Here is a 19,614-nt window from a genome sequence, read left to right as displayed (position 1 = left end):
GGATAGAGGGTGGCAATGCAGCCGGCGACAGAGACAGGGCAGATCGACACTAAAACCGGTCAGGATGAGCGCAAATCGGCGCTGGATGAGTGGGTTTCTGCGCAAATTGGCCGGCCGCTCAGTGGTCAGCCGGCGTCTGCGGATGCCTCATTCCGGCGGTATTTTCGTTACAAATTTGTCGATGGCGATGGTGAGCGCAGCCTTATTGGTATGGATGCGCCGCCGCCGCAGGAGGATTGCCGGCCATTTGTACGCATTGCCGGGCTGTTTGCCGATGCCGGGGTGCATGTGCCGCATATCCTTGCCCAGGACCTCCACAGAGGCTTCCTGCTGTTGCCGGACATGGGCACCGAGACCTGGTTGACGGTGCTTGACGAAGACAATGCAGACCAGCGCTTCAGTCATGCCATTGATGCACTGATCCGGATTCAGCGGGTCAGTCAGCCCAATGTGCTGCCGGTTTACGATGAAGCCCTGCTGCGCCGTGAACTGGAGCTATTTCCCGAGTGGTATCTGAAGCGCCACCTTGGCATCGAGATAGATGCCGGCTTGAGGGCCGAGCTGGATACCATCTTTGAGCTGCTGGTGGCGCGGGCGCTGAGTCAGGGTCAGGTGTATGTTCATCGGGACTATATGCCACGTAACCTGATGGATAGTGACCCTGATCCCGGCATTATCGATTTTCAGGACGCCGTATACGGGCCAGTCAGTTACGACGTCACCTCGCTGTTCAAAGATGCTTTTATTAGTTGGCCGGAGCAGCGGGTGTTGGGTTGGCTTGAGCTTTACTGGCAGCGAGCGCGGTCAGCTGAGTTGCCAGTGCCCGCTTCATTTGAGCAATTTCTGTATGACTGCGATCTGATGGGCGCGCAGCGGCATCTGAAAGTGATCGGCATCTTTGCCCGCATCTGTCACCGTGACGGTAAACCAAAGTACCTGCAGGATGTGCCCCGCTTCGCGGCCTATTTGCGTACCGTAATCAGCCGGCGTGAGCAGTTGGCTCCGCTTGGCGCCCTGATGGATCGAGTTGGTCTGTGAAGGCCATGATCCTGGCTGCAGGCCTCGGCACGCGCATGCGGCCGCTGACGGATCACACCCCCAAGCCATTGCTGCCGGCGGGTGGTAAAAGTCTGATTGAGTGGCACATTGAGCGCTTGCAGCAAGCTGGCTTTCGCCAACTGGTGATCAATACCGCCTGGCTCGGTGACAGGCTTGAAGCTGCGCTGGGTGACGGCAGTCGCTATGGTGTATCGATCGAGTGGTCCCGTGAGGGCACGCCGCTGGAAACGGCTGGCGGCATTCGTCGGGCACTGCCATTGCTCGGTGATGAGCCGTTTGCCGTGATTAATGGTGATATCTGGACAGACTTTGATTTCGCCCGGTTGCATGAGCCGGTCGGCCTTGCTCACTTGGTGCTGGTGACTAACCCGGAACATCACCCGAACGGTGACTTTGGTTTGGATTCCCGCGGTCTGGTCCGTGACAATGGCAAGTCGAAGCTGACTTTTTCCGGGATTGGCGTGTATCGCCCGGCTTTGTTTTATGAGCTTGCCGACGGTGAAGCGAAACTGGCACCGCTGTTGCGTGCGGCGATGTGCCATGATGCGGTTAGTGGCGAGCACTTCACCGGGGCATGGTGGGATATCGGCACTCCCCAGCGACTTGAACAACTGGATGCGTATTTGCGCGCGAACTGATTTTTTCGGGGGTTTTTATGGCCAAGCAGGACTACTGGATTGCTCCGTCTATTTTATCTGCTGACTTCGCCCGGCTCGGCGCAGAAGTTGATGCGGTGCTAAACGCCGGCGCCGATGTGGTGCACTTCGATGTGATGGACAACCACTATGTGCCGAATCTGACTATTGGCCCGATGGTATGCAAGGCGCTGCGTAACTATGGTGTGACCGCGCCCATTGATGTGCACTTGATGGTTAGTCCGGTGGACTCCCTGATAAATTCGTTTGCCGACGCTGGGGCCAGCATCATTACCTTTCATCCGGAGGCCAGTGATCATGTTGACCGCTCGTTGCAGCTGATCCGTTCACGGGGCTGCAAGGCGGGCCTGGTGTTGAATCCGGCCACCTCGCCAGATTGCCTCGAGTATGTGATGGACAAGCTGGACATGATTCTGCTGATGAGCGTCAACCCGGGCTTTGGTGGTCAGTCATTTATTCCCGGCACATTGAAGAAAGTGGAGAAGGTTCGTCGTTTGATTGATGACAGTGGTTTGGCTATACGCCTTGAAGTGGATGGCGGAATCAGTGAAAACAATATTGCCGATATTGCTGCTGCTGGCGCAGATACTTTTGTTGCCGGTTCAGCAATTTATGGGCGTCCGGATTATGACGTGGTGATTGATGCCATGAGAGCGGCATTGGCATCGGTTAGCTAGTCACTGGGGAATAGAGAATGATTCGTAAAAACCCGAGTGGCGATTTGCCTGTGGTGGCGGAGTCTGCGTTCGTGGATCCGACGGCGATTATCTGTGGCAAGGTTATTATTGGTGAAAATGTATTTATTGGACCCTATGCGGTGATTCGCGCCGATGAGGTTAATGCGGAAGGCGGCATGGAGCCCATCGTCATAGGGGATAACTCCAATATTCAAGACGGAGTGGTTATTCACTCCAAGTCGGGTGCTCGAGTCGAGATCGGTGAGAATACTTCGATTGCCCACCGCTCCATTGTCCATGGTCCCTGCAAGGTCGGTAGCAATGTGTTTATCGGCTTCAACTCTGTGCTGTTTAACTGCGAAGTCGGGGCGGGTTCTGTGGTGCGGCACAACTCGGTGGTGGAAGGAGTAGTGATTCCGGAGAATTTCCATATTCCATCCACCAGCAATATCCGCAAACCGGCTGATCTGGCCACCATTAAACCGGTGCGCGCGGATGCATCAAGTTTCTCTGAAGATGTGGCGCAAACGAATCTACGACTGGTTCAGGGCTACAAAAGGATTCAGAACGAGCTTTAATGGCGCATAAAGTCAGCTGGCGGCAATGGCTACCTGATGAAGCTTTAGCGGTTGGCCGTCGGCGTCAAGCACCTGTACCTGTTGTACCGGGCGGTCGCTGATGCGGTCGACAAGAAGGAATGGCGGCTCGTTCTGGAATACCCACTTGTCGGCCCACTGCCGCAGGGCAGTGAGCACTACGAAAAGATCCCGCCCCTTGTCGGTCAGGCGGTACTCGAAGCGGGTGCCATGTTCGCCGGCGTCGACTTTGCGCAGAATGTCCCGCTCCACCAGCTTGTTGAGCCGATCGCTCAGGATATTGCGGGCAATGCCGAGGTTCTGTTGAAAGTCCGAGAAGCGGCGGGTGCCGTACATGGCTTCACGGATGATCATCAGCGACCACCAGTCACCGACCTCGGCGAGGCCGCGGGCGAGGGAGCAGGGGTCGGTGGCAGGGTTTGGCCGGTTCATGTTGGCCAGTTTCTGCAATATGGTTGCAAAACGCAACCTTTATCAATAAGGTTGCAAATTAAAACTAATGTCGGGCGACTGTCGCCCCTGATGCCGAGGTTTTCGTGACTGATACCAGCCCACTTTTTCGCCCGTTCGAGTGCAAATCCCTGCATCTGGCCAATCGGGTCGCCATGGCGCCGATGACCCGTATGCGTTCGCCAAATTACATTCCCAACGACGAGGTAGTGGCCTACTACCGTCGCCGCGCGGAGGCCGGGGTTGGTCTGCTGATCACCGAGGGCACCACGGTTAACCACAAGGCAGCCAATGGCTACGAGCAGGTGCCGGCGTTCCATGGCGCGGCCCTGGATGGCTGGAAAAAGGTGGTCGAGGCGGTGCATGCCGCCGGCGGCAAGATTATTCCCCAGCTCTGGCATGTCGGCTCGGTGCGCCGTCCCGGCATTGGCCCGGACAAGGACGTCCCCGGCTACAGCCCATGCGGTATGGTCAAGCCCGGTAAGGTGGTTGGCCATGCCATGACCAGGCAGGATATTAATGATGTGGTGAGAGCCTTTGCTGAAGCCGCCAGGGACGCCAAGGCGCTGGGTTTCGATGGTGTGGAAATCCATGGCGCCCACGGCTATTTGATTGACCAGTTTTTTTGGGAAGGTACCAACCAGCGTGATGATGAATACGGCGGCTCGCTGGAAAATCGCGGTCGCTTTGCCGTAGAGATCGTGCGGGCGGTGCGTGAGGCGGTGGGAGCGGATTTCGCTATTGTTCTGCGTTACTCCCAGTGGAAGCAGCAGGATTATAGCGCCCGTTTGGTTCAGACGCCTGATGAGCTTGGCCGCTTCCTTGGGCCGCTGGTGGAAGCGGGCGTGGATATCTTCCACTGCTCCACGCGTCGCTTCTGGGAGGCAGAGTTCGACGGTTCAGAGTTGAACCTGGCCGGCTGGACAAAGAAGCTGACCGGTAAACCAACCATGTCCGTGGGCAGTGTTGGCCTGGATGACGACTTTATCGGTGAGGCCGGCATGGCCATGGGCGGTGAGGCTGCGCCGGTGGGGATCGATGAACTGCTGCGCCGGATGGCTGCTGATGAGTTTGATCTGGTGGCGGTTGGCCGCGCCCTGCTGCAGGACCCCCAGTGGCTGGAGAAAATTCGTGATGGCCGCAATGACGAGTTGAGCCCGTTCAGTAAAATGTCGCTGGCAAAATATTATTGAGGTTGTCGGGTATCAGCGGGGGCAATGTATGACCATGACAGGTACTTTAACCAATTTATTTGTTTCCGCAGCTTTGCTGTTAGGGATGTATTTGGTTATGAGGCTGTTGCGCCGGCTGTTTCGCAAGTTCGCCAAGCGCCACGACTACGGCCCGGGGCGCGTATTTCAGGTTCAGGCTCTTAGTAATGCGCTGATCGTGCTGATAACCCTGATCTTGCTTGGCGTGGTGTGGGGGTTTTCCGGGCAAGGCTTTGTCGTATTTGCTTCTTCTTTGTTCGCTATTGTCGGGATCGCCCTTTTTGCCAGTTGGTCGATTTTGAGTAATTTGACCGCTGGGTTGATCCTGTTTTTCGGCGCTCCATTCCGGCTTGCGGACCGTGTTCGGGTGCTGGATGGGGATAACACGGTGACCGGACGGGTGGTACAGATGGGGCTGATCTATCTTGGCCTTGAAGATGATGATGGCCACTTCTATACCCTGCCCAACAACGTCCTGCTGCAGAAGACCGTGATTCGCCTCAAGGGCGGCAAGGAACTCCCGGCAGACAAGAAGCATTGTCGTTAGCAGGCGGTTTTCTGGAGGTCTCTCTCTGGTAGCCGCCTTGTGCCAATGCCGCTACAATTCGGACCATTACTTTCCGAGATATGAATCAGGATACGTCGGTGGCCCACTTTCCGGTTGCAGCAACCTGCCTGACCGTCATCCCCGCCCGTTGGCGATGGTGACTTGAGCCCTGCCGGGTTTCCCGGCAAGACCGTCTGTGCATGCCCTCCAAAGCAGAATACCGGGAATACTTATGCCATCGAATACTACTTATCCAGTTAGTCCGGAGCAGCTCCACACATACCTTGATGCCGGCTTCAACCGCGTGCCCGTGGTGCGTGAAGTGCTGGCTGATCTTGATACCCCGCTGTCCGCCTACCGCAAACTCGCCGCAGGGCCCTATACCTACCTTTTTGAATCCGTTCAGGGCGGTGAGCGCTGGGGGCGTTACTCGATGATTGGCCTGCCGGCGACAGAAGTGATCCGCGTCTATGGCGAGCGCATCGAGATCAGTGGAGAAAATGGCAGCCGGGTGGAGCAGGGCGATCCGATTGCCTTTATCGAAAACTACCGTCAGCAGTTCAGAGCCCCGGAAGTGGAAGGCCTGCCACGTTTTAACGGCGGCCTGGTGGGGTATTTCGGTTACGACAGCGTGCGCTACTTTGAGCCTCGTCTCGGCCCGGCGCGGGGCAGGGATACCATCGGTGCGCCAGACATACTGCTGATGCGCTCTGAAGAAATTGTCGTATTCGATAATCTGCGCGGAAGTCTGTTTCTACTGGTGCTGGTGGATCCGAACGAGGCTGGCGTGCTGGCGCAGGCAGCAAGACGACTGGACGCGCTGGAAGCAAAACTGCGCGCGCCGCTGGCGGAGCCAGAGCCGCATCGTGCCGCGCCGCTGTCGGAGAAGGAGTTCGTTTCCGAGTATCCAGAGGCGGATTTCAAGGCGGGTGTTGAGCGTATTCGTGAATACACGCTGGCAGGAGACATCATGCAGGTGGTGCCGTCCCAGCGTATGTCGGTGCCATTCGATGCGTCGCCATTGGATTTGTATCGGGCGCTACGTTATCTGAATCCTTCGCCGTATATGTTCTATCTGGATCTGGATGACTTTCATATTGCAGGCTCCTCGCCGGAAATTCTCACCCGGGTGGAGCATGGCATGGTGACGGTAAGGCCGATTGCCGGCACACGTCGCCGTGGTCGCACGGCAGAGGAAGATCTGGCGCTGGAGCAGGAACTACTGGCCGACCCTAAAGAAATCGCTGAACACCTGATGCTGATTGATCTGGGCCGTAATGACGTTGGCCGCATTGCGGAGCCGGGCACTGTTCGGGTTACCGAAAATATGAGGGTGGAGCGTTACTCCCATGTCATGCATATCGTTTCCAATGTCGAAGGTAAGCTGAAAAGAGGCTTCGGCCCGTTGGAAGTATTGAAGGCAACGTTCCCGGCCGGCACCTTGAGTGGGGCGCCGAAGATTCGCGCCATGGAAATCATTGATGAACTGGAGCCGGTGAAGCGTGGGGTTTACGGTGGCGCGGTGGGCTATATCGGTTTCAATGGTGAAATGGATACCGCAATCGCCATTCGCACCGCGGTAATTCGCGATGGCCGTCTGTACGTGCAGGCTGGTGCCGGCGTGGTCGCGGACTCTGTTCCGGCACTGGAGTGGAAAGAAACCATGAACAAGGCGCGGGCCATTTTTACCGCCGTTAATATGGTGTTGTCCGGTCTGGAGGTGCGCTCATGATTCGTGTGCTGATGATCGACAACTACGACAGCTTTACTTACAACATTGTCCAGTACTTGCAAGAGCTTGGCGCCGAAGTGGTGGTCAAGCGCAACGATGAGTTATCGCTGGATGAAATAGCTGCCGTGGGAGCGGATAGGCTGGTGATTTCGCCGGGGCCGTGCACGCCCAACGAGGCGGGTATTTCCATGGAAGCGATTGAGCATTTCGCTGGTCAGTTGCCTATTCTTGGTGTCTGCCTTGGCCATCAAAGTATGGGGCAGGTTTTCGGTGGAAAGGTGGTACGGGCACGTCAGGTGATGCATGGCAAGACTTCGCCGATTTATCACAATGGCAAGGGCGTGTTTCACGGCCTGCCATCACCGTTTACGGCAACTCGCTATCATTCACTAGTGGTGGAAAAAGACAGTCTGCCGGATTGTTTTGAGATCACCGCCTGGACACAAAACGATGATGGCAGCATGGAAGAGATTATGGGGTTGCGGCACAAGACGCTAGATGTGGAGGGTGTGCAATTCCACCCGGAGTCGATCCTGACCGAGCATGGCCATGCCATGCTGAAGAACTTCCTGCTGGGAGAGCGTTGATGGATATTCGCGAAGCACTGGGCCGGGTGGTCGAAAATCTTGATCTGAGTTTGCAAGAGATGCGGGAAGTAATGCGCCAGGTAATGACTGGCGCTGCCACTGATGCTCAGATTGGTGCCTTTCTGATGGGTATGCGCATGAAGAGCGAGACCATCGATGAAATCACCGGCGCAGTGCAGGTAATGCGTGAGCTGATGACCCCGGTAGAAGTTGGTGAGCTCCCTTATCTGGTCGATATCGTCGGCACCGGTGGTGATGGCGCCAACCTGTTCAACATTTCCAGTGCATCCGCCTTTGTTGCTGCTGCGGCAGGCTGCCATGTGGCAAAACATGGTGGTCGCTCTGTGAGCTCTAAAAGTGGAGCAGCTGATGTATTAGAGGCTGCCGGGGTACGCCTTGACTTGAATCCCGGGCAGACTGCTAGGTGCGTGCGGGAGGTGGGTGTTGGTTTTATGTTTGCACCTAATCATCACAGCGCGATGAAATACGCTGTGGGCCCGCGACGTGAGCTAGGGCTGCGCACAATTTTCAATATTCTTGGGCCGATGACTAATCCGGCGGGTGTAAAAAGGCAGGTGGTTGGGGTGTTTTCGTCGCGCCTGTGTCGGCCCATTGCTGAGGTGCTTGGCCGTCTTGGTGGTGAGCACATCATGGTGGTTCATGGTATGGATGGGCTTGATGAATTTAGTATTGCGGCCAGTACCCATGTGGCCGAGTGGCGTAATGGCGAGCTTAAGGAGTACGACGTTACCCCTGAAGATGTGGGCCTGACCTCTGCTTCGCTGGTTGGTCTGAGTGTTGCCGATGCGGCGGAGTCATTGGCTCTGATTCGCGATGCTTTTGGTAAGCGTAGCACTGACGCAGCAAAGAAGGCCGCCGATGTGATTTCCATGAATGCTGGCGCTGCTATCTATGTGGCTGGTGTGGCTAACTCGCTGAAAGATGGCGTCCGTATGGCGGAAGACCTGGTGCATAACGGCGAAGCCCGTGAGCGTATGAACCAATTGCGCGATTTCACCGCGCTGCTCAAACAGCAGGAAGATATTCAGTGAAGATCACAGGTACGGTTCTGGATCGCATTCTGCTGCGCAAGCAGGAAGAGGTGGCCCAGCGGCTTAAAACGAAGTCGCTTGAACAAATAAAGCAGCAGGCTAGCGAGCAGCCCCCGGCCCGCGGTTTTATCCGAGCCTTGCAGAGCAAACTGGATAAGGGTTTGCCTGCAGTGATTGCCGAGGTAAAAAAAGCGTCGCCATCGAAGGGGGTGATTCGAGAACATTTTGTCCCTGCAGAGATTGCCGCCAGTTATGAAAAAGGCGGTGCCGCTTGTCTGTCGGTGTTGACTGATAGGGATTTTTTTCAGGGTCATGAGGATTATCTGCAGCAGGCCAGAGCTGCCTGTTCGCTGCCGGTGTTGCGCAAGGATTTCACCATTGACCCGTATCAGGTATGGGAAGCCCGTGCCATTGGTGCTGACTGTATCCTGCTGATTGTGGCCGCCTTGGAAGACGACACCATGGCCGAGCTATATGCAGCTGCCAATCAAGCGGGCCTTGATACTCTGGTGGAAGTACATACCGGTGAGGAATTGGATCGGGCTCTGAAGTTGGGTGCGCCGATGATTGGTATTAATAATCGGGATCTGCACACTTTTGAGCTGTCGTTGGAGAATACCTTCAAGCTGCTCGACCGTGTGCCAGCCGATCGGTTGTTGGTGACTGAAAGTGGCATTCTTGCTCCCACGGATGTGGCGGCCATGCGCCAGCGTCAGGTTAATTCGTTTCTGGTGGGCGAAGCGTTTATGCGTGCCGCCGACCCGGGCGCCGAGCTGAAAAGATTTTTTTCCCTGTAACGGTGCTGCGGTAAAGCAGTTCTGAGGCTAGCCGGATTCTTCATGGTGACAGCGAGCTCCCCGGTTTTAGTATTCGACTCCGGCGTTGGCGGTCTTAGTGTGGCTGCGGAAATTCGTCGGCGCCTGCCGGGTCTGCCGCTGCATTACCTGATGGACAGTGCCGGCTTTCCCTATGGCAACAAGGATGACGCTACCCTTGTTGAGCGGGTGCTGAAGGTGTGTGCCGAGGCGGTCGCTGAGCATCAGCCCCGCCTGCTGGTGGTGGCTTGCAATACGGCCAGCACGCTGGCTTTGCCAGCGCTGCGTGCGGCGCTGGATATTCCGGTGGTGGGTGTGGTGCCGGCGCTGAAAGTAGCCGCTGCAGCCAGCGACAGTGGTCAGATCGGCTTGCTGGCTACCCCGGCCACGGTCAATCGACCCTACACCGATAATTTAATTCGCGATTTCGCAGTAGGTTGTCAGGTGCGGCGATTCGGCAGTGTCGAGTTGGTGCAGTGGGCAGAGGACTGGCTAGCCTGCGGACGCGAACCGCAGAGCCTGGCAGAGCATTTGGATGACTGGCTGATGCGGCCGCAACCTGTCAGTCATGTGGTGCTGGGCTGCACCCACTTTCCGTTGCTCAGGCCCATGCTGGAGCGGCTCTGGCCGACCATCTGCTGGGTGGATTCGGGAGAGGCTATTGCGCGCCGGGTGGCGCAGCTAGTCGGCCAGCAGCAAGTGACTGAGCAGGCCGGCAAGGTGATGCTTTCATGGACCGGAGATTTACCTCCGGCAGAGGCGGTGCGGAGCTACGTGGCTTCACTCTGAGGCGTCACCCGGTGACGCTGAGTTTTTCGCTGCTGAGTAGTTCTGCCCGAGCCGCTCTGGCTCAGGCAGAGCCCATGACTGCGATTACTTCGAGCTTTCCAGCTTCTTCAGATAGCCCTTGGTCTCAATGGCTTCCAGAGTAATTTTTACCTCTAGTTCGTCACTGACGGCGGGGGCATATTTGCCCATGCCGAAGTCGGAACGTTTGATCGTAGTCTCCGCACTTAAACCGAGTGCACGGGCGTTGTCCCACATTGGATGCTCGCCAATCTTGTTCACCTCAGTATCCAACACCACTTCCTTGCTGATGCCATTTACCGTCAGGATGCCGACCAGATCGAACTCTTCGGCATCTCTATCCACATTGGTAATAGCGCTGCTCTTGAAGCTGATGGTGGGGTGATTCTTAACCTTAAAGTATTCCGGCAGGGTGAGCAGATGTTCGTTGAGCAGGGGCACGCCGGTTTCGATACTGTCTACCTGAATGCTTACTGACACGGAGGACTTTTCCGGGGTGGTTTCGTTGGCCAGAATCTCGCCCTCGACCACCTTGAAGATCGCGCCCGGTGATGAGAAGCCGAAGTGGTCCCAGCTGAACTGAACCTGAGTGTGCATGGGGTCAAGGGTAAAAGAGGTGACTTTATCAGCGGCATGGACACCGCCAACCATTACACCGGCTGCGGATAGCAGGGTGGCAAACATAAACTTGCGCATGGGAAAACTCCTGTGTGGTCAGAGGTTTTCCATTCTGCTGGGGCGGGTAAAGAAGAAACAGCTGTAGATCACGCGGCATATCATCGAAAAATTAGATGATGGCCCGGCGGCCTTCCGCTAACAACATTGAGGGAGATCAAAGATCAGCGGGTGCCGTACACCACCATGGTCTTGCCCTTGACCGACACCAGCCCCTGATCTTCCAGATTCTTCAGTACCCGGCCGACCATCTCGCGGGAGCAACCGACAATGCGGCCAATTTCCTGACGGGTGACCTTGATCTGCATGCCATCCGGGTGGGTCATGGCGTCGGGCTGTTTGCACAGCTCCAGCAGGGTGCCGGCAACCCGGCCAGTAACGTCGAGGAAGGCCAGATCGCCGACCTTGCGGGTGGTGGCGCGCAGGCGCCCGGCTATCTGGGCAGATACGGCAAACAGGATCTCCGCGTCTTCCCGGGCCAGTTGGCGGAACTTGGCATAGCTGACTTCGGCAACTTCGCACTCGGTCTTGGCCTTGACCCAGGCAGAGCGCGCGGCCTCTTCGAACAGGCCCATTTCACCGAAGAAATCACCTTCGTTGAGGTAGGCCATGATCATTTCACGGCCATCGTCGTCCTCGATCATCACGGTGACCGAGCCCTTGAGGATGTAGTAGAGCGCGTCAGACTCGTCGCCCGCGTAGATAATAGTGCTCTTCGCCGGGTACTTGCGGCGATGGCAGTGGGCCAGGAAGTGGTCCAGATTGGGGATGATCTTGTTGAAGATCTCTGTCATGGGGATCCGATAAGGCTTCACAGTGGTGACAATGGGCCGAGTTTGCCCGTTTTCACCCCCTCTGCCAAGGGAGTGCATCACACCTTTTTCTTAGAGTGGCGCGATCGCCGCTGGATGTGGGCAGATACTGGGTGGCGCGGCAGGGTTGTGTTAATCTGCGCGCCCTTCGGCATATCGAGGTGGCTGATGAAAGCTGTAGTCCGTTGGCAGGGTGATGTGTGTTTTGAGGCGGAGTCCGAAACCGGTCACAAAGTACTGATGGATGGGCCGTCGGATCACGGTGGTCAGAATCGTGGCGCAAGACCCATGGAGATGATCCTGATGGGCGTAGGTGGCTGCGCCTCTTTTGATGTGGTGCATATCCTGAAGAAGGCCCGTCAGGACGTTACCGATTGCCGCTGCGAAATGACTGCGGAGCGTGCTCAGGATCAGGTGCCGGCGGTATTTACACGCGTGAACATGCATTTTGTGGTGCGCGGCCGCGGCCTGAAGGACGCGCAAGTGAAGCGTGCGGTGGAGTTGTCCGCCGACAAATACTGTTCTGGTTCAATCATGCTGTCCCGTGCTGGTGTCACTATCGAGCATAGTTTCAGTGTGGAGCAGGAAGATGCTTGAGCGACCAAAGCATGCCGGGTTGCGCCATGTGGCGCTGTTCTGTCGTGACTTCGAAGCAAGCGAACGATTTTATGTCGACCTGATGGCTATGCAGGTCGAGTGGCGCCCTGATGCGGATAACGTCTATCTGTGCTCAGGGGCCGACAACTTGGCCCTGCATCGCTGGCAGGAGGGAGATTTCTCCGCCGCCCAGCGACTGGATCATATTGGCTTTATTGTAAATCAGCCGGCAGATGTGGATCAGTGGTTCACCTTTCTGCAAGATGCCGGCGTCAAGATGAAATCGGAGCCACGTACGCATCGGGACGGTGCGCGCAGCTTCTATTGTCTGGATCCAGAGGGTGTGGTGGTGCAAATCATCTATCACCCTCCGATCTCCGGTGGTCGCTTTGTCCGTGAACCGGCGGGTGGCTGATATCCATGGGGTGCCGTCGGTGGCGCCCCGCTCTGGCGAGTAGAGAAGGAAAACAGTGAAAGATCTCAACCCCAAGATCCGGCTTCACGGCTTTAACAATCTGACCAAGTCCCTGAGCTTCAATATCTTTGATATCAGCTATGCGAAGACAGAGCAGCACCGCAAGGAGTACATCGAGTATATCGATGAGCTGTACAACGCCGAGCGGTTGACTGAAATTCTGACTAACGTCACCAAAATTATTGGTGCCAATATTCTGAACGTGGCACGGCAGGATTACGATCCTCAGGGCGCGTCCGTAACTATGCTGATTGCAGAGCACGAAACGCCCCCTACTGACCCGGACTTCGATGAAGAAGCGCCTGGTCCGTTGCCGGATACCATTGTTGCTCACCTGGATAAGAGCCACGTGACCGTGCACACCTATCCGGAGTCACACCCGGATAATGGTATTTCCACATTCCGTGTGGATGTTGATGTGTCGACCTGTGGTGTCATTTCACCGCTGCGCGCTCTGAATTATCTGATTCACAGTTTTGACTCGGATATCGTCACCATTGATTACCGTGTTCGTGGCATGACCCGTGATGTGGATGGCACCAAGCACTATATCGATCACGATATTAACTCCATCCAGAACTTCCTCACCGAGGAAACCCGCAACGCCTATCAGATGATCGACGTTAACGTGTATCAGGAAAACATCTTCCACTCGAAGCTGTTGCTGAAGGACTTTGATATCGATAACTATCTGTTTGGCGCCGGCCGTGAGGAATTTTCTGATGCGGAGCTGGCAGATATCGAGCACCGCTTGAAAAAAGAGATGCTGGAGATTTTCTATTCCCGTAACCTTGACTGATCTGTTGCGCTTAGCGACAACCTGAAAAGCCCGGCACTTGGCCGGGCTTTTTTATCTGGGTCAGACTCGGTATGTGCTCCAGGTCATCACCTTGCTCATTAACGACATCATGTTGCGGATTGGCGGTGGCAGGGCTGCGCCTCCGGCACCCTCTGCGGTGACTGCATGTTTGAGCTCGTCTACGCGCATCTGCTCCAGAATAGCTCGACTACGCTGGTCATCAGCGGGTAGTTGCTGCAGATGATCCTCCAGATGGCGCACCACCTGGTGTTCGGTTTCGGCAACAAAGCCCAGGCTCCAGCGGTCCCCGGCCAGTCCGGCCAGCGCACCAATGCCGAATGACATGGCGTAAAACAGGGGGTTCAGCTTGCTGGGTGCGCTATTGAGCTCGCGCAGGCGGTCCTCGCACCAGGCCAGATGGTCTTCTTCTTCACGGGCCGCCTGTTCCATGGCATGACGAACATGGGGCAGGCTGGCGGTGCTGGCCTGCCCCTGATACAGCGCCTGGGCGCACACCTCTCCGGTATGGTTGATGCGCATCAGGCCGGCAATGTGGTGCCTGTCCGGGTCTTTCAGGGCGGCCGCAGGGGCGTCATCCCGTGGCTGGCGTTCCGCCTTGGTGGTGCCCGGTGTAAGGGTGCGCAGGGCGTTGTCGGCGCTGCTTAGCAACTTGTCCAGAGGGCTGAGCTGCCGGCTTCGGGGCATGTTCATGATGCTGTCCGGTGTCTGTGCGTCGCGTGCTAGGATACCGCCAAAACGGGGGGAGTTGGCGTGAAAGAAGTGAAAGATCTGCGGTTGCTGATTGATTCCCGCTATCCCGTCATTGTTATCGAAACCTGGGAAGAGCGACGGGCACTGGATTTGCTCACCCGGATCGGCATGGCGGAATCACGGCCAGTGTTCAACTGGGCGGTTACTGAGGGGCTGAATCGTCTGGAGTTTTCCGATGCGCCGGCCTTTACCGACACCGTTGAGCCTGAGCAGGTTTTGCAGCATATCCGCAAAACCAACCAGCCGGGCATCTATGCGTTGTGCGACTTTCATCCCTTCATTGGTGATGACCCCAAGGTTATCAGGCTGATCAAGGAAATTGCCCTGAATCACGACAAGGTCGCCCACACCTTGGTGCTGATCAGTCATGAACTGACTGCGCCAGCAGAGATCCGGCGATTCTGTGCCAGCTTTAGTCTGGCGCTGCCTGATGATAGTCAGCTGCGCGCTATTGTTCAGGAAGAGGCGAGACGCTGGCAGCAACAAAGTGGTCAGCGGGTTAGTGCCAAAGGTGATGTTATTCCGCGCATGATTAGCAACCTGCGTGGTCTGACTCGGGATGATGCCCGCCGTCTCGCTCGCGGGGCAATTGCCGATGACAACGCCATTTGCGAGGCCGATCTGCCAGAGATTAATCGCGCCCGTTTTGAACTGCTAGACATGGGGGGGGTGCTGAGTTTTGAGTACGACACAGCACGTTTCTCCGATGTTGGTGGCCTGCAAGGGCTGAAGGCGTGGCTGGGGCGACGCCGCGATGCTTTCATCGGTGGTGTCAATGAGCGGGATAACCCACGCGGCATTTTGTTGGTGGGTGTTCAGGGTGGCGGCAAGAGCCTGGCCGCCAAGGCCGTTGCCGGACTGTGGCATTTACCGCTGCTGCGTCTGGATATGGGGGCGGTCTATAACAAGTTCTTTGGCGAGTCCGAACGCAATGTCCGCGAAGCGCTGGCGCTGGCGGAGACCATGGCGCCCTGTGTGTTGTGGATAGATGAAATTGAAAAAGGTATTGCTTCCGGAGATAACGATGGGGGCACCTCACGGCGCGTACTTGGCACTCTGCTAACCTGGATGGCGGAGCGCCAATCGCCGGTCTTTCTGGTGGCGACGGCAAATGAGATTGATCGGTTACCGCCGGAATTGATTCGCAAGGGCCGGATGGACGAGATTTTTTTCGTTGATTTGCCGTCCCTGGAAATTCGAGAGGAAATCTTTCGTATTCATCTGCGTTTGCGTGATCAGGAACCACAACAGTTTGACCTGACCATGCTGGCGGGCGCCAGCGAGGGTTTCACCGGTGCAGAGATTGAGCAGGCAGTGGTGTCTGCCTTATATAACGCCCGTGCCCGCTCGGTGGCTTTGTCCAGTGGGCTGTTGCTGGAAGAGATCGCCAGCACCGTACCGCTATCCGTGACCATGGCAGAGCGTATTGCTGATTTGCGGAACTGGTGTCAAAGCCGCGCGGTGCCGGCGGATGGTATGCCGGTAGTTGGAGATGCTCAGTGACGTCACCTCGTGCGCCGTTAAATCCAGATATCGCCGGGACGGACCGTAGTTTATCGGTGGCCTATCTGACCTCAATCCTGCCGGAGCTGGCAGCACACTATAAGCTTGATGTGGGCGAACTGCTGGCCGAGGCCGGGTTGCCTGCCGACTTGCTTGGCCGCGTTGATGGCATGTTGCCGCTGGTAGACGTGATGCGATTGTTTCTGGTGCTGCTCAATCGCTGCGATGATTCGGGAATGGGGTTTGAGGTTGGCCGGCTGGTCCGGGCGCGCTCCTATCAGGTGCTTGGCTATGTGATTCTAGCCAGTGCGGATATCGGTGAAGCAATTGATAAACTGATCCGTTTTGAAAAGCTTAGCGGCAATCTGGGGCGCGCCGAAGCACAGATGGAGGATGATGTGCTGCGGCTGGTTTGGCACTGTCCGCTTGCGGGTGAGCCTGGGCGCTATCTGGTTGAGGCAGCAATCACTGGCTGGGTCACGTTTGCCCGGCAACTGATAAATGTGCCTGCAGCACCACTGCGAGTCTGCTTTCGCCACCAAAAGCCGGCGGACATTGCCCGCTATGAAGAGTATTTCGATTGCCCGGTGGAGTTTGCTGCTTCTTTTGATGGGTTAGAGGTGTCGCGGGCTTTGTTGTCCCAGCCTTTACGGGATGCAGACCCGGGCCTGAGTGGGTTAATGGAGCGTGAGGCCAGCCAGTTGATGGCTGACTATGACAGTGGTACCAATCTTATCGCTGCAGTGCGCCGTGAAATTTATCGCTTGCTTGCAGAGGGAGAGCCGACGCTCGAACAGGTTGCATCACGTTTGCAAATGGCCGAGCGAACGCTGCAGGGCAGATTGCGCAAGCAGGGGCAGGGCTTTCAGGAAGTGCTGGATGGCTTGCGTAGAACCCTGGCGGAGCTTTACCTGGAGGACCAAAAGCTATCGCTAACGGATATTGGCCTGTTGCTTGGCTTTGCCGAGCAAAGCTCGTTTACTCGGGCGTTTCGTCGTTGGTTTTCCGAGTCCCCGGCCCAGTATCGCCAGCGTCTGAGCTAGTTGTTGTCGCCTTGCGGGTGAATCTGATGATGATCTCCGCCAAGTTGCCAAGCTCGACGGGCTTGCCCACATGTGCATTCATTCCTGAACTCAGGGCGCGTTGGCGATGTTCGCTTAGGACATGGGCGGTCAAGGCAATAATTGGCACTGCGGGCTTGCCGTCTTTACGTTCCAGTTCACGGATACGTTGGGTCGTTTCGAAACCATCCATCTCCGGCATTTCACAGTCCATCAGAATCAGATCGTAGGGCTTTTCTCCATAGGCTATCAGTGCCTCGATACCATTACTGACAAGATCTGCTTCCAATCCCAGTTTGCCCAGCATGCCGCGGATTACCTTCTGGCTAAGCATATGATCTTCCGCCACCAGAATTCTTAATGAAGGGTCCGGCATGGATGGTTCTTCGTGATGGCTGTCTGGACCAGGCAGTATGCCGAGGGCTTCGCTAAGAGCATGGCGCAGGACTCGACCGGAAACCGGTTTGGTGAGCACTTTATGAATGCCGACATTGCGAGCCAGATTAGTGGTTGGTGCATCCTGCACGCCGGTGAGCATGACCAGCACCAAAGGGTGAATGATAAGTGGATCTTCGTGAATTCGGGTGGCCAATTGCATGCCGTTCATGCCTGGCATCAGGTGATCAAGGAGAACAATGTCATAGGGGTCTTTCAGGTTGGCCTGCATGCGAATGCTGGCCAGCGCTTCGCGTGGGTCGTGGCATACGGTGACCCGCATTCCCCAGCTTAGTGCCTGATGGCGAATGACTCGGGTAACAGTGCTGGAGTCGTCAACAACCAGCATGTGTCTACCCGTGAGCCTGGCGCTGTTGTCTTCGGACTGCTCGGGTTGCTCTGAATAGACCTCAGGCAACGGGACGGCGACCCAGCATAACTGGCCGTTGCGTCCATCGCGTAAACCACAACGACCACCCATCGCTTCGCTGAGCTGATGAGCAATATTGAGGCCCAGGTCAGTGGCGTCGTGTTGACCGAGGCTATCGCGGTCCTGAAGAGCGTTGAGGCTGCCGTCGATGTGCTTAAGCGCAGAGCCCTCGAATTCAAAGCGCAAGTGGTCTGCCCTTCCGGATGGGTCGCGAGAGGCATCAACAACCAGCTCGCCCGCTCCGGCATGGCGCACGCAGGCGGCAAGAATGTTGGTCAGAATCTGCCGCAGCCTGCCCGGATCACCTTCGACCATGGCTGGTACATTGGAATGAATGTGGGCAATCAGCTCGATTTTCTTTTCTTCGGCGCGCTCCCGAAACAGCTCCAGCGCCGCCATAACAAGCTCGCCGGGATCAAAACGCTCAAGGTTGAGGTCGCTGCCGCTCTGTTCAATCCGTGAGTACTCGAGCACGTCGTTAATGATGCGCAGTAAATTTTCCCCGGAAGACTGGATCGAGCGAACACACTCTTTCTGATTGGGGGTGAGGGGTGTGTCCTCAAGGAGTTCTGCCATGCCCAGAATGCCGCTCATGGGGGTGCGGATTTCATGGCTGACGCGCGATAGCGTATCGCTACGAGTACGCCACATTGAATCATCCAGCATCTGCCGCTGCTGGCCGAGTAGTTGTTCGCGCAGGGAATGTTCTCGGTGCATCATCAGGCCGATGGCAAACAACACAGCCTCCACCGACATGGCACACAGTATCAACAGGGAGAAAGGCATGTTCATGGGAATCACGCCAAACGCAGCAAGCAAGGAAATAGTCACCACCGCGAGCAGGCTGCCTCGGCCAAGAAGATATAAACCTGCCCGCGGCAAGTTGACGTATAGCGCCGCGATGCCGGTGGCGGCCATTACCAATGCGCCAAGCAACCAGGCGGAGTAGGCCAGTATCCCGGCATTCATTATTGGCAGTGACAGGCTGAATAAGGCCAGCGCAGGAAACACCATAGCTATCAGGCGCAGAACCAGATCCATCCGCGGAAGCTTCTGACCGGGCTTGAGGAACTCTCGGGTAAACAGTGCGGCAAATGACAGAGCGATTAACTCTGTGAAGGTTTCTATACGTGGCTGTAAACCAGGGCTGGAACAACAGAGCAGGCCAAGAAAGCCGGTGCCAGCGGCAATGGCGGCCAGTGCACTGGACTGAAAAAGAAAGTAATGCATATAGAGGGACTGACGGGTGTAAAACCACAGCCCGGCGGACAGAATAATCAGCCCAAATACCAACCCCCCAAGTAGCAAGTAGGGCATGTTTCTACTGAGTTGCCGGGCACCCTGTTCGGTGATGTCGTGCAAGTGAAGGGAAAAGCCAAAAGACAATGTTGGCATGATGCGAATGTAGTAGAGCCGGGTTTCTGCAGCGGGCAGGTTAATCAGAAAAAGCTGGTCTCGACTGCGCAGATCTGCCCATGGAGGTGTGTGGTCGGTGCCGCTTTGCCGCCCTCGATAGGCGCCTTCTAATGCTTCATAAAAGGTAATGCTGGAGCCAAATCCGGGGGATAATTCCAGTATCCGCTGTAAATCCCGATCAGTGTCATTGCGAATTGCCAGCCGAAGCCAAAATGGATTTTTATGGAAGCCTAGTCGCTCGGTGCCTCGTCTCGCTGGAATAAACTGATCATCGAATACGCCGCTGCGTATATCGTCCAGCGTGAGGGCTCCATCTATGTCGGCGAGATATTCGGCATAGATAGTAATTCTGGCGCTGTCAGTCGGATCATCAATAGCATAAGGGGGAGGGGCAGAAGCCAACGCGATGCCGCTGGCCAGCCATAGTACGACGGCTAGATGCCAATTCATG

Annotated in this window: 21 protein-coding genes; 16 read left to right on the top strand and 5 right to left on the bottom strand. The window is 56.3% G+C overall.

Features of this window, described 5'->3' with window-relative positions; all coding sequences use genetic code 11:
* Nucleotides 1-15: 15 nt before the first annotated feature.
* Genes J1C54_RS07315 through J1C54_RS07300 form a run of 4 tightly spaced genes read left to right on the top strand, consistent with a single transcriptional unit; the run spans nt 16 to nt 2,970 of the window.
* Nucleotides 16-1,038, top strand: coding sequence for an aminoglycoside phosphotransferase family protein (locus J1C54_RS07315; protein WP_229146130.1), 1,023 nt, complete (start codon nt 16-18; stop codon nt 1,036-1,038).
* Nucleotides 1,035-1,697 (top strand): N-acetylmuramate alpha-1-phosphate uridylyltransferase MurU, encoded by a 663-nt coding sequence (murU, locus tag J1C54_RS07310; RefSeq protein WP_229146129.1) that lies wholly within the window; start codon nt 1,035-1,037, stop codon nt 1,695-1,697. The genes J1C54_RS07315 and murU overlap by 4 nt, the downstream gene beginning before the upstream one ends.
* Before the next feature lie 17 nt (nt 1,698-1,714).
* The gene (gene rpe, locus J1C54_RS07305) at nt 1,715-2,392 is read left to right on the top strand and encodes a ribulose-phosphate 3-epimerase (RefSeq protein ID WP_229146128.1); all 678 of its coding nucleotides are present in this window, start codon (nt 1,715-1,717) and stop codon (nt 2,390-2,392) included.
* Nucleotides 2,393-2,409: 17 nt separating this feature from the next.
* Nucleotides 2,410-2,970, top strand: a complete 561-nt coding sequence (locus J1C54_RS07300; protein ID WP_229146127.1) for a carbonate dehydratase — start codon at nt 2,410-2,412, stop codon at nt 2,968-2,970.
* A gap of 12 nt (nt 2,971-2,982) precedes the next feature.
* Here J1C54_RS07300 and J1C54_RS07295 read toward each other — a convergent pair whose 3' ends face one another.
* Nucleotides 2,983-3,420: a helix-turn-helix domain-containing protein gene (locus tag J1C54_RS07295; protein ID WP_229146126.1), complete on the bottom strand. Its 438-nt coding sequence runs from the start codon at nt 3,418-3,420 to the stop codon at nt 2,983-2,985.
* Nucleotides 3,421-3,524: 104 nt separating this feature from the next.
* Between J1C54_RS07295 and J1C54_RS07290 the strand changes: the two genes are divergently transcribed.
* The 7 genes from J1C54_RS07290 (at nt 3,525) to murI (ending at nt 10,171) form a co-directional block, all read left to right on the top strand.
* Nucleotides 3,525-4,631 carry an NADH:flavin oxidoreductase gene (locus J1C54_RS07290; RefSeq protein ID WP_370635620.1) on the top strand — a complete coding sequence of 369 codons (1,107 nt, stop codon included), beginning with the start codon at nt 3,525-3,527 and terminating at the stop codon, nt 4,629-4,631.
* 97 nt (nt 4,632-4,728) lie between these two features.
* Nucleotides 4,729-5,196: a mechanosensitive ion channel domain-containing protein gene (locus J1C54_RS07285; protein ID WP_229146125.1), complete on the top strand. Its 468-nt coding sequence runs from the start codon at nt 4,729-4,731 to the stop codon at nt 5,194-5,196.
* Nucleotides 5,197-5,428: 232 nt separating this feature from the next.
* Nucleotides 5,429-6,928, top strand: a complete 1,500-nt coding sequence (gene trpE / locus J1C54_RS07280; protein ID WP_229146124.1) for an anthranilate synthase component I — start codon at nt 5,429-5,431, stop codon at nt 6,926-6,928.
* Nucleotides 6,925-7,515 (top strand): aminodeoxychorismate/anthranilate synthase component II, encoded by a 591-nt coding sequence (locus tag J1C54_RS07275; RefSeq protein ID WP_229146123.1) that lies wholly within the window; start codon nt 6,925-6,927, stop codon nt 7,513-7,515. The genes trpE and J1C54_RS07275 overlap by 4 nt, the downstream gene beginning before the upstream one ends.
* Nucleotides 7,515-8,567 carry an anthranilate phosphoribosyltransferase gene (trpD, locus tag J1C54_RS07270; RefSeq protein ID WP_229146122.1) on the top strand — a complete coding sequence of 351 codons (1,053 nt, stop codon included), beginning with the start codon at nt 7,515-7,517 and terminating at the stop codon, nt 8,565-8,567. Before J1C54_RS07275 ends, trpD begins: the two co-directional genes overlap by 1 nt.
* Nucleotides 8,564-9,364 carry an indole-3-glycerol phosphate synthase TrpC gene (gene trpC / locus J1C54_RS07265; RefSeq protein ID WP_229146121.1) on the top strand — a complete coding sequence of 267 codons (801 nt, stop codon included), beginning with the start codon at nt 8,564-8,566 and terminating at the stop codon, nt 9,362-9,364. The genes trpD and trpC overlap by 4 nt, the downstream gene beginning before the upstream one ends.
* A 42-nt stretch (nt 9,365-9,406) precedes the next feature.
* Nucleotides 9,407-10,171, top strand: a complete 765-nt coding sequence (gene murI / locus J1C54_RS07260; RefSeq protein WP_229146120.1) for a glutamate racemase — start codon at nt 9,407-9,409, stop codon at nt 10,169-10,171.
* Nucleotides 10,172-10,255: 84 nt separating this feature from the next.
* Here murI and J1C54_RS07255 read toward each other — a convergent pair whose 3' ends face one another.
* Nucleotides 10,256-10,885 carry a YceI family protein gene (locus J1C54_RS07255; protein WP_229146119.1) on the bottom strand — a complete coding sequence of 210 codons (630 nt, stop codon included), beginning with the start codon at nt 10,883-10,885 and terminating at the stop codon, nt 10,256-10,258.
* Nucleotides 10,886-11,028: 143 nt separating this feature from the next.
* A complete protein-coding gene (gene crp / locus J1C54_RS07250; RefSeq protein WP_229146118.1) occupies nt 11,029-11,658 on the bottom strand; it encodes a cAMP-activated global transcriptional regulator CRP in 630 nt (209 codons plus the stop codon).
* Between the two features lie 186 nt (nt 11,659-11,844).
* Between crp and J1C54_RS07245 the strand changes: the two genes are divergently transcribed.
* Genes J1C54_RS07245 through speD form a run of 3 tightly spaced genes read left to right on the top strand, consistent with a single transcriptional unit; the run spans nt 11,845 to nt 13,547 of the window.
* Nucleotides 11,845-12,273, top strand: coding sequence for an OsmC family protein (locus tag J1C54_RS07245; RefSeq protein ID WP_229146117.1), 429 nt, complete (start codon nt 11,845-11,847; stop codon nt 12,271-12,273).
* Complete coding sequence (locus J1C54_RS07240; protein ID WP_229146116.1) at nt 12,266-12,688, top strand: VOC family protein; 423 nt, start codon at nt 12,266-12,268, stop codon at nt 12,686-12,688. The genes J1C54_RS07245 and J1C54_RS07240 overlap by 8 nt, the downstream gene beginning before the upstream one ends.
* A gap of 55 nt (nt 12,689-12,743) precedes the next feature.
* Complete coding sequence (gene speD / locus J1C54_RS07235; protein ID WP_229146115.1) at nt 12,744-13,547, top strand: adenosylmethionine decarboxylase; 804 nt, start codon at nt 12,744-12,746, stop codon at nt 13,545-13,547.
* Nucleotides 13,548-13,607: 60 nt separating this feature from the next.
* On the opposite strand, the gene coq7 is transcribed toward speD, so the two are convergent.
* Nucleotides 13,608-14,258: a 2-polyprenyl-3-methyl-6-methoxy-1,4-benzoquinone monooxygenase gene (gene coq7, locus J1C54_RS07230; RefSeq protein ID WP_229146114.1), complete on the bottom strand. Its 651-nt coding sequence runs from the start codon at nt 14,256-14,258 to the stop codon at nt 13,608-13,610.
* Nucleotides 14,259-14,318: 60 nt separating this feature from the next.
* On the opposite strand from coq7, the gene J1C54_RS07225 reads away from it, so the two are divergent.
* Together J1C54_RS07225 and J1C54_RS07220 are read left to right on the top strand one after the other, a co-directional pair.
* Complete coding sequence (locus tag J1C54_RS07225; protein WP_229146113.1) at nt 14,319-15,821, top strand: AAA family ATPase; 1,503 nt, start codon at nt 14,319-14,321, stop codon at nt 15,819-15,821.
* Entirely contained in the window at nt 15,818-16,864 is a 1,047-nt protein-coding gene (locus tag J1C54_RS07220) for an AraC family transcriptional regulator (protein WP_229146112.1), read from the top strand. Before J1C54_RS07225 ends, J1C54_RS07220 begins: the two co-directional genes overlap by 4 nt.
* Here J1C54_RS07220 and J1C54_RS07215 read toward each other — a convergent pair.
* Nucleotides 16,800-19,613 carry a hybrid sensor histidine kinase/response regulator gene (locus J1C54_RS07215; RefSeq protein ID WP_229146111.1) on the bottom strand — a complete coding sequence of 938 codons (2,814 nt, stop codon included), beginning with the start codon at nt 19,611-19,613 and terminating at the stop codon, nt 16,800-16,802. The genes J1C54_RS07220 and J1C54_RS07215 overlap by 65 nt on opposite strands.
* Nucleotide 19,614: the final 1 nt, after the last annotated feature.

Source organism: Alcanivorax sp. 1008 (genome assembly GCF_020667895.1).
Taxonomy (GTDB): domain Bacteria; phylum Pseudomonadota; class Gammaproteobacteria; order Pseudomonadales; family Alcanivoracaceae; genus PGZG01.
The sequence above is the reverse complement of the archived record's forward strand: the minus strand, read 5'-3'. Positions and strand labels throughout refer to the sequence as shown.